At 28.9% G+C, this 14,941-nt stretch carries 14 protein-coding genes and 1 tRNA gene; 1 reads left to right on the forward strand and 14 read right to left on the reverse strand.

Translation table 11 applies throughout. The features are described from left to right. Window positions 1–26: 26 nt before the first annotated feature. Window positions 27–2,069, reverse strand: a complete 2,043-nt coding sequence (locus tag ATCC9714_RS14295) for an ATP-dependent helicase (RefSeq protein ID WP_057545740.1) — start codon at window positions 2,067–2,069, stop codon at window positions 27–29. Between the two features lie 77 nt (window positions 2,070–2,146). On the opposite strand from ATCC9714_RS14295, the gene ATCC9714_RS14300 reads away from it, so the two are divergent. After that, window positions 2,147–3,052 carry a ribonuclease H-like domain-containing protein gene (locus ATCC9714_RS14300; RefSeq protein WP_057545739.1) on the forward strand — a complete coding sequence of 302 codons (906 nt, stop codon included), beginning with the start codon at window positions 2,147–2,149 and terminating at the stop codon, window positions 3,050–3,052. A 37-nt stretch (window positions 3,053–3,089) separates the two neighbouring features. On the opposite strand, the gene ATCC9714_RS14305 is transcribed toward ATCC9714_RS14300, so the two are convergent. The 13 genes from ATCC9714_RS14305 to acsD all read right to left on the reverse strand — a co-directional run bounded on the left by ATCC9714_RS14305 (window position 3,090) and on the right by acsD (window position 14,926). Then, window positions 3,090–3,181: transfer RNA gene (locus ATCC9714_RS14305), tRNA-Ser, on the reverse strand. 120 nt (window positions 3,182–3,301) lie between these two features. Beyond that, entirely contained in the window at window positions 3,302–3,601 is a 300-nt protein-coding gene (locus ATCC9714_RS14310) for a hypothetical protein (protein ID WP_057545738.1), read from the reverse strand. 12 nt (window positions 3,602–3,613) lie between these two features. Then, window positions 3,614–4,030: a DUF3842 family protein gene (locus ATCC9714_RS14315; RefSeq protein ID WP_021122419.1), complete on the reverse strand. Its 417-nt coding sequence runs from the start codon at window positions 4,028–4,030 to the stop codon at window positions 3,614–3,616. A gap of 42 nt (window positions 4,031–4,072) precedes the next feature. After that, entirely contained in the window at window positions 4,073–4,264 is a 192-nt protein-coding gene (locus ATCC9714_RS14320) for a CooT family nickel-binding protein (protein ID WP_021122418.1), read from the reverse strand. Between the two features lie 155 nt (window positions 4,265–4,419). Next, a complete protein-coding gene (locus tag ATCC9714_RS14325) occupies window positions 4,420–5,235 on the reverse strand; it encodes a lipoate--protein ligase family protein (RefSeq protein ID WP_057545737.1) in 816 nt (271 codons plus the stop codon). Then, window positions 5,207–6,193 carry a radical SAM protein gene (locus tag ATCC9714_RS14330; RefSeq protein WP_057574389.1) on the reverse strand — a complete coding sequence of 329 codons (987 nt, stop codon included), beginning with the start codon at window positions 6,191–6,193 and terminating at the stop codon, window positions 5,207–5,209. Before ATCC9714_RS14330 ends, ATCC9714_RS14325 begins: the two co-directional genes overlap by 29 nt. Further along, window positions 6,190–7,056 (reverse strand): radical SAM protein, encoded by an 867-nt coding sequence (locus tag ATCC9714_RS14335; protein ID WP_057545735.1) that lies wholly within the window; start codon window positions 7,054–7,056, stop codon window positions 6,190–6,192. The genes ATCC9714_RS14330 and ATCC9714_RS14335 overlap by 4 nt, the downstream gene beginning before the upstream one ends. A gap of 3 nt (window positions 7,057–7,059) precedes the next feature. Beyond that, window positions 7,060–8,988 carry a corrinoid activation/regeneration protein AcsV gene (gene acsV / locus ATCC9714_RS14340; protein WP_057545734.1) on the reverse strand — a complete coding sequence of 643 codons (1,929 nt, stop codon included), beginning with the start codon at window positions 8,986–8,988 and terminating at the stop codon, window positions 7,060–7,062. A 182-nt stretch (window positions 8,989–9,170) separates the two neighbouring features. Continuing rightward, on the reverse strand, window positions 9,171–9,545 hold the full coding sequence (gene gcvH, locus ATCC9714_RS14345) for a glycine cleavage system protein GcvH (RefSeq protein ID WP_057544027.1): 375 nt from the start codon (window positions 9,543–9,545) through the stop codon (window positions 9,171–9,173). Window positions 9,546–9,573: 28 nt separating this feature from the next. Further along, a complete protein-coding gene (gene acsB / locus ATCC9714_RS14350) occupies window positions 9,574–11,709 on the reverse strand; it encodes an acetyl-CoA decarbonylase/synthase complex subunit alpha/beta (protein ID WP_057545733.1) in 2,136 nt (711 codons plus the stop codon). Window positions 11,710–11,743: 34 nt separating this feature from the next. Further along, window positions 11,744–12,556, reverse strand: a complete 813-nt coding sequence (gene acsE / locus ATCC9714_RS14355; RefSeq protein ID WP_021122402.1) for a carbon monoxide dehydrogenase/acetyl-CoA synthase methytransferase subunit — start codon at window positions 12,554–12,556, stop codon at window positions 11,744–11,746. 25 nt (window positions 12,557–12,581) lie between these two features. Next, on the reverse strand, window positions 12,582–13,955 hold the full coding sequence (gene acsC, locus ATCC9714_RS14360) for an acetyl-CoA decarbonylase/synthase complex subunit gamma (protein WP_057545732.1): 1,374 nt from the start codon (window positions 13,953–13,955) through the stop codon (window positions 12,582–12,584). A gap of 26 nt (window positions 13,956–13,981) precedes the next feature. Beyond that, window positions 13,982–14,926, reverse strand: a complete 945-nt coding sequence (acsD, locus tag ATCC9714_RS14365; RefSeq protein WP_057574387.1) for an acetyl-CoA decarbonylase/synthase complex subunit delta — start codon at window positions 14,924–14,926, stop codon at window positions 13,982–13,984. Window positions 14,927–14,941 lie beyond the last annotated feature (15 nt).

Raw genomic sequence — 14,941 nt, forward strand, 5'->3', positions numbered from 1 at the left:
TAAGCTATATACCTATTTTTTATTTCTTAATCTTTAGTTATAATTCCATTTTTAAAGCAAATAGAATAATCTAAATCTTTTACTCCTCTTTTAAATTTAACTTCTATCATTTTACCGTCTTTTCCTATTATGACTCCATCTCCAAATTTATTGTGGACTATTTTATCTCCAATTTTTATAGCTTTAATATCCTCTTTAGTAGGAGACTTAATTTCATCTATAAACCTTGACTGAAATACTTTTCTTCCATACTTATTCTTAGGAGAACTTATATATAGTTCATCTTGAGCTCTTGTTATTCCTACATATAATAATCTTCTTTCTTCTTCTATAGCTTCCTTACGCTTTTTATCATCTTCAATGTCATATGATTTTTCATGAGGAATAGTACCTTCATTAGCTCCAATTATATATACATAAGGAAATTCTAATCCTTTTGCACTATGCATAGTTGTGAATATAACCCCTTCAGAATTTTTATTATTTCTACTTTCAATAATCTCTGATTTTACTTTTTCTATATGTTCTAAGTATTCATTTATAGTTTTAAAATGTGTAGAAGAACTTTCTAATTCGTTCAATATTTCTATTAATCCTGTTGGTTTTATCTTTCTATTACTACAATAGTCTAATACATATCTATCATAGTCTAAACTTGTTCTTATATAAGATATAGCATTTTTAGGAGATAGTGTCTTTAAATAACTTAAATCAATTTCTAAATCATTTAATGTTTTAACTTGCTTAGGATGCAGATTTGCCTTATTTATCAATGCTCCAATAAAATCCCTATCTTCACTTGCTAACTTTATACTGTCTTTTGATATATATCTAAAAGGCTTATTTATAATCCTTATCCAATCTTCACTTAATGTTGTATCTATTCCTAATCTTAAATATGCTAATAAGTCTCTAGCTACCCAGTGATCATATATAGTAACAATCGAGTCTCTAACAACAAAAGGTATATGCATGTCCATAAACGCATCAACTAATGCTCTAGACTGTATATTAGTTCTATAAATAACTGCAAAATCATCATAGTTAGTACAATTATCTTCACATTTACTCAATATATCTTTTGCTATAAATTTAGCTTCTTCCTCTGCATCTTCTGTGTTTATATACTTTACAATTCCTTTATGCTCTCTATCACACTTTATAGACTTTTCATATCTATTTTCATTATTTTGTATAAGTTTATTGGCAATATCAGTAATATCTTTTTTAGATCTATAATTTATATCAAGTACATATTTTTTACTTCCTTTAAAGTAATCTTCAAATTCAAGTAAGAAATCTGGCCTAGACCCTCTGAACCCATATATACTTTGATCTTCATCTCCTACAACAAATATATTGTTATTAGGGCTTGCAATTAACTTTATGACCTCAAATTGCACCTTATTAATATCCTGAAACTCATCTACCAAAATATATCTATATACTGACCTAACTCTATCTAAAATTTGTTTATTTTGCTTAAGTAAGTTATATGTTTTTATAAGCATATCATCAAAATCAATTTTTTTTATGCTTTCTTTATATTCTTCATACATATTATAAACTCTGCAAAATTCATCACTTGTTAGTATTTCTGAATCAAAATCAATTTTATCCATCAATTCATTCTTCACATAAGATATTTCATTTATAACTCCGAGTATTGTATCTTCATCCTCTGCATTTTCAACATTTAAATTTTTCAAAATTCCTTTTATAGCAAACTTTTTATTTTTTTCATCTAAAATACAATCTAATTCATACTTTTCAAAAAATCTTAGTATCCTAAAAAATACAGAATGAAAAGTCCCATAATTCACGCTATTTAATCGACGATCATTACTTAAACTAAGAGCTCTATTTTTCATCTCCATAGATGATGCCTTGGTAAAGCTTATAGCCAATATATTTTTAGGATTTATATTATTATTAAGTACTAGATTAAGTATTCTATATGTTATAACTCTTGTTTTTCCAGAACCTGGTCCAGCTAAAACCATACAAGGTCCATTAATATGTAAAACTGCATCTTTTTGATTTTCATTTAATTTATTTATATGTATCATAATTTATCACCTTGAACTATCTTTATATTATTTTATAATTAATATTATATATCATATTTTTAAAAAGGAGTAAAACTATGCAAGTTATTACAAAAACTTTAGATCATTTAGTTGATATACCTAAAGATTATTATGTATTTGATATAGAAACTACAGGTCTAAGCCCTAGGTTCTGTAAAGTGATTTTAATAGGTATTCTTTATAATTTTGAAGATAAAACTTTTATAAAACAATTTTTTGCAGAATCGGAAGATGAAGAAAGAGATTTATTATTAGCATTTAAATTTGATATTCAAAATTTTAAACATCATATAACTTTTAACGGAATTTCTTTTGATATACCTTTTTTAAATTATAGATTTAAAAAGAACAATATAGATTTTATTATAAATAAATCTGAAGATATAGATATTTTAAGAGTTGTGAAACCTCATAAAGATAAACTCTCCCTATCTGATTGTAAACTAAAAACCATAGAAAGATACCTTGGTATAGAAAGAGCTGATACTATTTCTGGAAAGGAAAGTGTACAACTTTATAAAGATTTCACTTTAAGTAGAGATGAATCTATAAAAAATAAAATTTTACTACATAACTTTGAGGATATTGTTCATCTAGGAAAAATATTTAAAATTAATGAAATTTTAAGAGATAAATTAGATTTCTTAAATTTATCTATAAATTCTATGACTTACGATATATTATTGAAAAAATACAAAATTTCTAAATCTATACTATCACTAAAATTTTTATCTAATAATAAGTTTGATCCTGCTGTAAATATATTTACAGAAAATTACACAATAACTTCTGAAAATTTTAATTTAAATGTTGATATAAACATAAAAAATGCTTTCGATAATCATGGTAATTCCATATCGTTTTATAAATTAGGATCTATTATTCCTTTAAAGATTAATACTAATTACATTGAAAAAAATATACTAGCATTATCTGAATATATTTTTTCAAAAGAATTTTAAAATTAAAAAGACTGTTGATTATATCAACAGTCTTAACTGGCGGAGAAGGAGGGATTCGAACCCTCGCACCGGTTAACCCAGCCTAATCCCTTAGCAGGGGATCCTCTTGAGCCACTTGAGTACTTCTCCGTATTTATTTTTTCTATAATAAAATTATATAAGTTTATTATAAATATGTCAACGTTTTTTACTAAATTTTATACTTAAATTTTAAAAACAAATAAAAGGGAAATAACTCCCTTTTATTTACTACATATTTTTTTTAGCTTCAAGTAACATCTCATTTGCTTTTCTTAAATACTTTATAGCCTCTTCTATATTATTAGCTGTTTCTTCTTTCCCCATATCTCTAGCTTTGTCTACCCACTCTCTAAAGCCTTCTTCATGAGATTCATTATGATTTACCCAATGTACAAGAAGTATATTAAGTGTCTTTTCATCTTTATTTTCAGCTACTGATCCCCCTGAACAATGGCTATGACAATGCTCTTGATCATGATCATGATCGTGACCATGATGATTTCTTATGGTAGTTTTGTTAAATATCATTTTAAATCCCCCTTATTTTAAATTAAACTCCTTTTTTATTACTTTTACTGCATCTTTTATAAGTAAAGACAATGGTTTTCCTTCTAAACCTACCATCTCTATATCCTCTGGCATTATAGGTAAAAGTATTTTTAAAGCTTCATTATCAGCTATTGCTGTACTAATTTTCGAAGTAACTTCTCCCATCATTGAGTTTGGTATGACTACTGATACAGGTCCTACTATCACACTTGCTTTTTTAGTTGAAACTACAATTGCATTTTCTCCTGTAGCCCCTTTATTTGCATGAGCTTTCATCATGGAACTAGTTGCAATTGAATTTGTCCCTAAAGCATAAATATCTATATATGATGGTAACTCCTCTCTTAAAGATGTTACTATTTGAGCACCTATACCTCCACCCATTCCATCTACAACTGCTATTACCATATTTTTTCCCCTTAGTTAATTTATTTTATGTAAAATTTAATTTTATTTAGATCCCTCAATTATAATTTTATGATCCATAAGTCTTATCTCTTTAATTTGTCCATCAATTATTTTTTGCTCCCCTAATAAATCCGTTAAATATACTTTTCCTTCATATGGATCTACACTAACTACATTTTCCATAACTCTTTCAAGGTTGTTATTCTTTAAAACATAAGCTGCTGATTCACACATAATCTAATCCCCCTTAGTATAAATATATTAACCAAAAAAAGATTCCTCCAAGGTATTTCAAACCCTTAAAGAAATCTTCATGATTTCAAATAACTCTATTCAATCTGAGTATAGCATCTAATTTTATATAAAGTCAATCGGTTTAACTATATAAATTATCTTTTATTAATATAGTCATAAGATGAGTATTTTTTGTATAAATCCCTAGCCAAATTTAGCTCGTAATCACTTAAACCTAATTCTTCAAAGTCTACATTAAAAGATTTTTTAATCCCATTTAATATGGATTCTTCTAAGTTTAATATATCAACTTTCATATTAATTTCGTTTTCAATTCCACTAGCTTTACTTAAAGTAAATTTTTTTGCACGTTCTTTAATATCTTTATTTTTTGTTTTTATTACTTCATATAAATCATCTATATTAAAGTCTAGTATAATAGATCCATGTTGTAATATAACTCCATCTTTTCTATTTTGAGCACTTCCTACTATTTTTTTATTATTAATAGTTATCTCATAAGATGCATGTGCATTAAAACATGCTGCCGAAAGTTTTTCTCTACTTATCCTTTCTCCTTTTTTAAGCTCATCTATATTTATTCCTGCTATCTCTAACCCTTTAGCTATACCTTTACTTATAAATTTATATGATTCATTTATACTTTTATCCATTAATGAATTATCTTCTCCTAAGATAATCGAATATGTAAGTTCATTTTGATGAAGTACAGCTCTTCCTCCAGTTGGTCTTCTCACAACATCAATGTTTAATTCTCTACACTTATCTAAATCAACTTCCTTTTGCAAGTTCTGAAAATATCCTATACTTAAACAACTAGGCTTCCATGTATAAAACCTTAGTGTTGGTTTACATTTTCCTTCTTTATAAGAAGTCATAATAGCCTCATCTATAGCCATATTCATGGCCCCATTAGTTGTCTTATTTTTTATTACTCTCCATTTTTGCATTTTCCATATCCCCTATATTTAAATTTATTTCTTTTATTGCTAAATATATTTCTTCTTCTTTTAGAGGTCTTGAATAATTATAAATTGTACTTCCTGGTCTTTCGTTATAGTATGGTCTATTACAGTTTTTACACCCTTTTATTTCAAATGGATATCCTTTTAATACATCAGATTTTATATAACTATCTAATTCTATTTCGTTTAAATAACCTTCTTTACTAAACTTAAAGTAATCTCTATTATATCCCTTATCAATCATATATGTCATAAGCTGAACTCTTCTATAACTTTCTATACTTGGTTGCTTTATATTTTCCATTTTCGTTCCCTTTACAGGCGTGAATGCAAATAAACTTATTGTTATATTATAGCTTCTCAAAGTTTTATATATATCGTATATTTCCTTATGTGTTTCTCCTAATCCGACTATTATATGAGTACTAATTTTGTTAGGATACATTAATCCAGCTTCTTTTAAAAAATCTATTTTTTTATCAAAGTCAGTTCCTTTTATACTTTCATACAAATTTTTATTTGCTGCATCTACTGCAATTCCAATTTTATCTACACCTATTTTAAAAAACTTTTCTAAATCATCCATATCTTCTAATTTAGCTGATAATGAGATTGGAATCTCTAACTCTTTTTTTATATACCTTGTAAATTCTTCAACTTCTTTATATGCCTCATCACTAGACATAGACTGTATGCATATCCTTTTTATATTTTTTAACTTATATTCTTTAAAGGCTTTTAGTATACATTCTTTGTCGTAATCAGGCCATAATATTCTAGATAATTTATCTTTTCTACTGCTACTTTCCATAGATTGCGAACAAAATGAACACTTATTATTACATCTATTGCCTATCATTATATATGCCGTTGTTGGTGGTATATCATTTTTTCCCTTTGCTATACCCAGTTCTATTGCAGTCCCTATAGATACCCGAATCATAGTACACAGCACTCCTTACTTTCAATAATGTTTAGTTTTTTTAGTTTAGCAAGTTCTCTACATTCTTTTGATGGTAATACAATTTTATTGACACCACATTCAATAGCCATTTTATCTAATTTATTTCTATATTCTCCCCTTGGCCTCATACATCCTAAATTTATCTTTGTATTAGGCAAATTTATTCTAGCCTCACATAAAATATCTATTACCTTATCTATATCTGGCGGTTCTACATTTTCATAATCAGTATTTTTTGTTGGAATTAAAACAATAAATGTTAGTTGTTCTGGTTTATTATTTGTTAAGTATTCTAAAATTTCATATTCACCTTTTATGTTCCCACCCTTTAATCCAATACATATATGAGGAGCTACTTTCGTGAAATTTTGTATATATTCATAAGTGCTTATATAATCATTTTTTGTTTTTTTCATTTTAAAAACTTCTTGTATAGTTTCTTCATCAAATACTAAGTCAAAAGAAACACAGTCTATATATTTACAAACTTTTTCTATATTTTCTTTACTCATAAGTCCTATATGAGAATTTAATTTGTATCCTTCTTTCTTCAAATCTTTTATTTTTTCCATGAACAATTCTATCGGAACTTCTCCATCTGAACTACATCCACCACTTAGCAGTATACTGGATATATTTCTTTTTTTAATTTTTCTTTCTATCTCATCTAGAGAAGCCATATTTTTTAAATATTCTCCATTGCAATGAGCACATCCTAAACTACAATTTCTATTAGTTATACTTACTGCCAAAGTTTGATTTGGATAAGAAAACTCTATAATATCTCCAAATTTATTTTTTTTTATATCATAGGCTAGTCTAATTTTTTCATCTAAATTCATAACTTATACTCCAATCAAATTTTTTACAGTTGGAAATTGTTCTATATTTGTATGCGGAAGAAAGCATGCAGATATAAATTCATCCATATAGGTTGGATAGACACTTAATTCTACATATGTCATTTGAGATCCTATATCCTCTAGTTTTAACTTAGCATCTTGACTAATTAAAGCTAAATATGATCCAATTAAAGAACTATTTCCTATATAACTAAATTTTTCTTTTTCTATATCTGGAAGCAGTCCAATCATAATAGAATTTTCTATATTTAAACTGTTTCCTATTCCTCCTGCAATTAATACTTTGTCAACTAAACTAAAATCCATTCCAAGACTTTCTATTAAAGTTGATGCCCCCGAATAAATTGCACCCTTAGCTCTTATAAAATTATCAATATCTACTTCACTTATAATTAAATCACGTTCTAAATTATATTCTTCTTTAAAAGCAAGTACATATTCTCCTATATCATATTCATTAAATCTTATTCTTTTATTTTTAATATCTTTATTTATTTTTCCCCTTCTATCTATAATCTTATTTGTCATAAGCTTACAAATAAGATCTATTATACCTGATCCACAAATACCTATAGGACTGATATTTCCTATAACCTCTAATTTAGGATTTAAAGTCTCTTTTTCTATTTCTACTTTTTCTATAGCTCCACTTGATGCTCTCATACCACAACTTATTCCCCCACCTTCAAAAGCAGGTCCTGCAGAACAAGCACAAGTCATCATATACTCTTTATTACCAAATACAATTTCTCCATTTGTTCCTAAATCTATAAATAATATATTCTCATCACTAGTCCACATACCAGAGGCTAATACTCCAGATGTTATATCCCCACCAACGTAACTAGATACAGATGGAGCTAGATAAACATCAGCATTTTTATTTATATTTATCCCTACTTCTTTACTTTTTAAATTTAAAGCTTTTGTAAAGGGAGGAATATATGGCTCTTGCCTTAAAAAATCTGGATATACCCCAAGAAACAAACTGCTCATAGTTGTATTTCCTGACACTACACCATGAACTATATTATCCTTATTAATACTTAATTTACTATATATTTTTTTTAATAATGGATTTATAGTTTCATCAATAATTGTTTTTCTTAAAGTTTCAAGTCCGTTCTTTTTAGTTGAATATATTATTCTATTTATAACATCCGCTCCATATTTGATTTGAGCATTTGCAGAAGAAGCCTTATCTATAATTTCATTATTTTTTAAATCAACTAAACTAACTACAACCGATGTAGTTCCTATATCAATTGCAATACCGTAAATTTCACCTTCTGTATCCTTTTCATCTATATCAATTAAATATAGCATTTCATTTTCATATTTATATGTAATTGTAAAGTTAAAATTATTCTTTCTTATGACAGTTGGAACTTTTCTTAAAAAATCTATATCAAAGTTTATTTTATTAACTCCGATATTATTTCTTATATATCTTTCTAATCTATCAATATCACTTATATTATCATCTAAATTAGGTTCTTCAATTTTGATATATTTCTTAAACACATTTTTATTAAACTTTAAATTATTACGTTTTATCATCTCTATAGAATTATCAAAAAATAATTCATCTTTACTATTTACACTACCTTCTATCTTCATGTCATTTAAGGAATCTGAAAACTTTTTAGGAATTTCTATTGAAATGTCTTCACTAACTTTACTAGCACATGATAGGATATATCCTTGATTTAACTCATCATCATTTATATGAACATTTATATCTGAATCTACTTTCCCTTTTAACAGTTTAACTTTGCACTTTCCACATACCCTATTCCCATTACAAGTAGCATCTATAAATACACCACTGTCCCTTATAACCTCTAATAGGTTGTCTCCTATTTTACAGTTAACTTCTTTTTTATGTGAAACTATGTTTACTCTAACCAAATAAATCCCCCCTACATAAAAAAAATATAACTTTATATTATCTATATATTCTATACATAGTATATAAAACCTTGATTTTTATATTGTTATCTTTAATTTTTTATCTATTATATAAAAATAGTTTTGTGTAATTTAAAAAACTGCCCTCTAGCAAACTTATATCACTAAAGGGCAGTTTTATATTATTCTATACTGGATTCATATCCATCAGAATTTAGTAAACTATCAAGTTCTTCTTCATCTGATATTTTAACCTTTATTATCCACGCATCATATGCATCTTCATTTATAGCTTCAGGCTCATCTTCTAACATTTCATTTATTTCAACAACTTCTCCTGATATAGGAGCTATTAAATCTGATGCTACTTTTGAAGACTCTACAACTCCAAAATCTTCACCTTTAGTTATTTCATCTTCTACTTCAGGCATTTCTACAAATAATATTTCTCCTAATTGATCTTGTGCATAATCTGTTATTCCTATATAGGCATATTCTCCTTCTATTTTAACCCATGTATGTTCTCTACAATATTTCAAACTTGGTATAACCTTCATATTTTCACTCCTTAAAGATTTACTTAAACTACATTACACATTCCATTCCTAGTGCTGGATGACCTTTTTCTTCTAAATATTCTAATACTCCTTCTGACTCTGTTGATATAGTTTCATCACATATCATATCTACAAAATTCTCAATACCATGTAATTCTTTCATTGTAGCATTTAATTTTTCTGCTACGTACTCTTTTAATTCTTTTGGCATCCATACTATTCTTGATGCGCCTCCCTCAGCATAAGCAAATTTCTTAGATGATATAAATTGTCTTCCATGACCCATAAATCCTGGAGTTTGAACTCCTCCACCAGTCATAGAAGCAAGTTCTCCAAAAGTCATACCAACTGGAGTCATTCCTGCATACTCTCTATTTACGATAACAAATCCATTAGCTTCTGGCATTATTCCACATATACACTCAAAACATCCACAAGAAGTCATTGGGTCTTCTAATATAGAGTATAGAGTAACACTTTCAACTGCACCTTGAGATATATTTGCTACTTCATCATTTACTGATTGCCATATGCCTTTTAAGTCATCTAGACATTCCCCTTTTATTATAGGCTGACACGGACCTGTTTGATCTAACTCTTTAGTAGCCTTAGCATCTAACCAACTAACAGCTCCACATAGACCTAACCTTTCTGGTGTTACTACACAAACATGTGCTGGTGCAAATGATTGACATAGGTTACAAGTATAGAATTCTTCAACGCTTTCATCAACTAATGAAGCTAATCTTTCATCTCTTGCATTATATTTTGAAATTGCATATTCTTGTTTTAGTTTAGCAACTTCAGCTTCGTCAGTTATTAAAGTTATCTGACATTTATCAACAACTGAATCAAATTCATCCAGCATTTTAGCATATAGTACTTCCCCTATATGATTCAATCTAAATCCTTTTTCAACTGCATCTTTTGATATTCTTATCCAAGTAATATCTCTTTGCCCAACATGCATTACTCCTTCTATATAATTTAAGAAGTAGTGTAACCTTCTTTCTAAAACTGGTTCAAAATCCTCTTGCATATTTTTACCAGCTATATCAACTATAACTGCAAGTGGTAATCTTACTACTCCATTTACAGCATCTATTTCATCTATATCTTTTCCTATTATTTCAATTTTGTGATCTTCAACTTCTGATATTTCTCTCTTTCTGACTAACTCCCATGCTTCTGTTTTATTTCCACCAAACTCAGCATACATATCATTTTTTCTTATTCTTTCTCCTTCAAAAGCCGCTGCAAAAGATACTGGTATTGGTATTTCAGTTACTTTGATTTTTATTCCTCTAGCTTCTAGCGAAGTTGCTACAAACTTATCATAATCCTTTTGAGTAAGTAAATTCATCGGAACTTCTAATACATCTTGATCTGTTATAACTGGAAATCCTAAGGCTATAGCCCCAGCTCCACAAGATACAACTAAGTCACTTAATGGCCCAAATGCATTTACAAATGCAGGTACTCTCTTAGCTGTATACGTTAGTAACCCTTCTAAATCACCAGGAGTTAAGTTTCCAAATATTAAGGCAGCTCTTACAGCAACAGATACAACATGTATTACACTTGTTACATCATATCCTAAAGGTATAACCCTAAGTTCTAAGCCCATTTTTACCCCAGCTTCTATAGCTTGATCTATAACTTTCCCAACTAAGAATGTTAAAAGCCCTTTAGATTGATAATCTTTAATTATTTTTGCTGAAGTTTCTGCATCTGGACATTCTCCCAGTACAACTGCTACTCCAGGTATATCTCCTGTTACTAAAGGTACCCCTAGTGATCTTATTATTGGGTCAGTTATATGCCCTGCACAAGGCTCACTGTATGGAGCATCACATGTTGAATATTTTATAGCTTCTATAACTTCTGCTGCTAATGCCGTAGCTAACCCTGAATTAAAAACATGCTCTAATAAATGTGTTTTGTTGATTAAACTTTCAATAATTTCTAAAGCTGCTTCTAGATCTCCTAAATTGTTCATTTTCTTTCCTGTTGCAGCATATATACATGGCAATGAATATGCAGTATCAGGAAATTCTACTTTATGATCTCTTCCATTTTTATCTATAACTTCTTTAAGTAGACCTTTTGCAGCTTCTAGAGCTTGCTCAGATCCATTAAAAACAGTACTGTACAAATTTTTCACTCTATTTCCCCCTTTTATAAAAAAATATATCTATTTATACGTTATATGCAAAACCACCTTCATTTAATTCTAGGAAAGAGTCTGCATATAAGGTTGAATTTCTTATTATGTCACAAGATTTTATAGTTTGTATTAACTCTTTATCACATGGATTTATTATTGCTGAACTAAATCCATTAGCCATAGCCATCGCTAAGAATGCACTATCTAATACTGGTCTTACATGCTTAGGACATCCATTAGATACATTTGATAATCCACCCGTAGTTAAAAGTCCCATCTCACTCATCATTTTTATAGCTTCTAAAACTTCCATTTGTTTATCTTGCATACCTTTTATAACTAAGCATAGTGGATCAAATAACATATCTTCTGGTTCTAATCCTACCATCAATCCTCTTTCTAACATTTCTTGGCAGTAAGCCATACGCTCGTCATTATCTCTTGGGATACCTTCTTTAGCACATAAAGCGATTACTTTAGCCTCATATTCTCCAGCTAAATCTATTAACTCTATTCTACCGCCTGCATCTGCTGAGTTTATTATCGGCTTACCATGTTCTCTATTATATACTTTTATTCCTGCTTCTATCGCCTTTCTATTTGCAGTATCTAGTGCCAATGGAACATTATTGAATTCAGATTGAAGTAACTGTACTCCCCAAGTCATTATGTCTTCTCCATCTCTTTCAGCTGGGCCTATATTAAAATCTATATAATGAGCTCCTGCATCTAATTGTTCCTTTGCTCTTTTTAGTATTGGAGCCGGATCTCTTTCTTCTAAAGCCTTTCTTATTGATGGCGATATACAGTGTATTCTTTCTCCTATAATCATAAATCTTTCCATTATTTTATCCCCCTATTAATATTTTCTATCCTTGTATTAACGCTTCTTGATTTGCTTTATATTCTCTTAAAAACTTAGGTACTTCCATTGATTCCTCTGTTCCAATAATTACATTCCATCCTGGTAAATTATCTTCTATATCTCCTTTTAAAACAGCTACTTTTCCAGGTATTATTAAATCTCTATTCTTAGTCATATCAGAAACTTTACTTTCTTTTATGAAGTTTGCTATAGAGCTTCCACTAAATTTACCAGCTGCCCATGCAGTAAGAACTGAGTATCCACCTGCATCAGGTATAGCTAGCCAAACCGGAACCTTAGATCTTTCTATCTCTCCTGCTATTATGAAATATGTTAGTGCAAAGTCAACAGTAACTAATACTGGAGAGTTTTCATCTGGATTATTTATTGGATAAACCTTAGTTTCTACTCTCATTGGTCTTTGAGGATCTGTATATATATTTTGTCTTAGAGCAAATAGAGGTAATGCTTTGGTATAATCTATGTCATTTAAAACTATTATAGATCCATATTTAACTGTAAATATAGATGATAATGCAATTTCCATCATCTTATCATCTTTAGATAGCTCATTTGCAAAAATTAATGATGGATATCCAAATGTTCTGTCTTGCTCTTTTAGTGATATTCTTCTAACTTGAATAGTATTTGTAAATGTATCTTTTATTGTTTTTCCTGTTGTATCTAGTAATAATTCTTTGTATCCTAATGATTGTATAGCTTCAGTTGTAGAATATAATTCTTCTAAGTTATCCGCCTTAACCCCTAAAACTAATTTATCATCTTTAACAACTTCTACCATGTTTTTGTAATTATCTTTATTAGCTCCGTAAACAATAGGATTTTTCCCTTTTAAAATTCCTGTAACTTCTTTTGCAATTTGCGCATCTTCACAAATAATCATATAAGCTACATCTAACTCACTATCTTTTACCTTATTTATTAAATTTATATATGAGTCTTTATTTGAACAATATCTTAAAGCTGCTATTTCTACTTTCATTTCTTCTCCGATTCTCACATAATTAACAGCTTTAATATTTGCTATTTTTAAGTTAATTTCTTCTTCAGTCATACACTCACAAAATTCAACTGCAAATCTATTTCTATTTACTAGAGTTTTTTCATGTCTAAAAAGTACAGTTTCTCCACCTAGAGAATATTGAGATTTACCTGATCCAAACTTTAAAGTTCTCATAAGTGGCGCTGTTGCCTCTGATAATTTGTCTAATGATTCTTGTGCCATATGAGGGCATTTGTTTATTTCACAAGCTCCTGATGCAACCTTCATACAAAACGCCATACAAGTTGGAAATCCACAATCCTTACAATTTTTCTTTGGTGTTAATTTAAATATATCTAAAGCTTTTAAAGCCATTTTTTCTCCCCCTAACCTTAAACTTATTAAGCTAACTCATTAACTAAAGATTTTATAGTTTCTACAGATTTTGGATGACGTAAAATTACTGCATTTGAGCCTCCAGCTAAAGCACTTGCTGCAGTTGAAATTTCCATAGCTATTCCTCTATCTTCTGGACATCCCCAAGTTGGTTCATCTTCTATACTAGCTACAGACTCCTTCACGTTCCAAGTTTCAAAACAAACTGGAGTAATTATTGGCATTTGTAAAGTTTTATCATTTTGACCAAGAGCTGCAAGCCTTATTCTATCCATAGTAGATGCTACATACTCATATCCATATCCTACCGCTGAACAACCAACATTCATTACTATATTTTCTTGTTTAACTCCTAATTGTGTTAATAATACATTTAATTGTTTAGCTAAATTTATATCAACAGAAGACTCTGCTCCAACTTTATGATTATATGCCATTCCTGCTGCTGCCCCTATCCCTTTATAATTTTCTTCTGTTGCTGACATAAATAAACAATTATATCCATCTACAGATTGAGCTACTTTTTCAAATACTCTAGCATCCTTCTCAAAATTTCCAGTTCCAGCTATAACTATAGGTAATGAAGTATTAGATACTAGTTCCTTAGCTACATTTGCACATTCTTCAGGAGACTTATCTAATCCATTTGGGTCTGCTCCTTCAAATTTTAGACATATAAAATCAGGCTTTATATTTTCTTCTATGTATTTAGCCCATTTTATACAATCCTTAGCTACATCTTTATAGATATTTTTTATTTCTTGAGTCCAGTTTTCTGGATATACATCTAGTATTTCAACACCTATTTTTTGAGAATTTCCACATTCTCCATCAAATCCGTAAAAAGGAAGTATATTTTCTCCTCCTATTTTTATACAACTTTCTCCTGAACCTATCTCTACTTGTGATATTTTCCCAGAATATTTTTGAACAGACATCTTAAATGCCATATTTTTCTCCCCCTT

Origin of the sequence: Paraclostridium sordellii (assembly GCF_000953675.1) — a bacterium.
GTDB lineage: Bacteria > Bacillota > Clostridia > Peptostreptococcales > Peptostreptococcaceae > Paraclostridium > Paraclostridium sordellii.

Excerpts from the sequence above, each read along its gene's own strand:
- gcvH (WP_057544027.1), bottom strand. The coding sequence starts at position 9,545 with ATGAAGGTTATACCAAGTTTGAAATATTGTAGAGAACATACATGGGTT.
- acsC (WP_057545732.1), bottom strand. The coding sequence starts at position 13,955 with ATGGCTTTAAAAGCTTTAGATATATTTAAATTAACACCAAAGAAAAAT.
- ATCC9714_RS14310 (WP_057545738.1), bottom strand. The coding sequence starts at position 3,601 with ATGATATTTAACAAAACTACCATAAGAAATCATCATGGTCACGATCAT.
- ATCC9714_RS14320 (WP_021122418.1), bottom strand. The coding sequence starts at position 4,264 with ATGTGTGAATCAGCAGCTTATGTTTTAAAGAATAACAACCTTGAAAGA.
- ATCC9714_RS14300 (WP_057545739.1), top strand. The coding sequence starts at position 2,147 with ATGCAAGTTATTACAAAAACTTTAGATCATTTAGTTGATATACCTAAA.
- acsE (WP_021122402.1), bottom strand. The coding sequence starts at position 12,556 with ATGGAAAGATTTATGATTATAGGAGAAAGAATACACTGTATATCGCCA.
- acsD (WP_057574387.1), bottom strand. The coding sequence starts at position 14,926 with ATGGCATTTAAGATGTCTGTTCAAAAATATTCTGGGAAAATATCACAA.
- ATCC9714_RS14330 (WP_057574389.1), bottom strand. The coding sequence starts at position 6,193 with ATGATTCGGGTATCTATAGGGACTGCAATAGAACTGGGTATAGCAAAG.
- ATCC9714_RS14295 (WP_057545740.1), bottom strand. The coding sequence starts at position 2,069 with ATGATACATATAAATAAATTAAATGAAAATCAAAAAGATGCAGTTTTA.
- ATCC9714_RS14335 (WP_057545735.1), bottom strand. The coding sequence starts at position 7,056 with ATGAATTTAGATGAAAAAATTAGACTAGCCTATGATATAAAAAAAAAT.
- ATCC9714_RS14315 (WP_021122419.1), bottom strand. The coding sequence starts at position 4,030 with ATGGTAATAGCAGTTGTAGATGGAATGGGTGGAGGTATAGGTGCTCAA.
- ATCC9714_RS14325 (WP_057545737.1), bottom strand. The coding sequence starts at position 5,235 with ATGCAAAAATGGAGAGTAATAAAAAATAAGACAACTAATGGGGCCATG.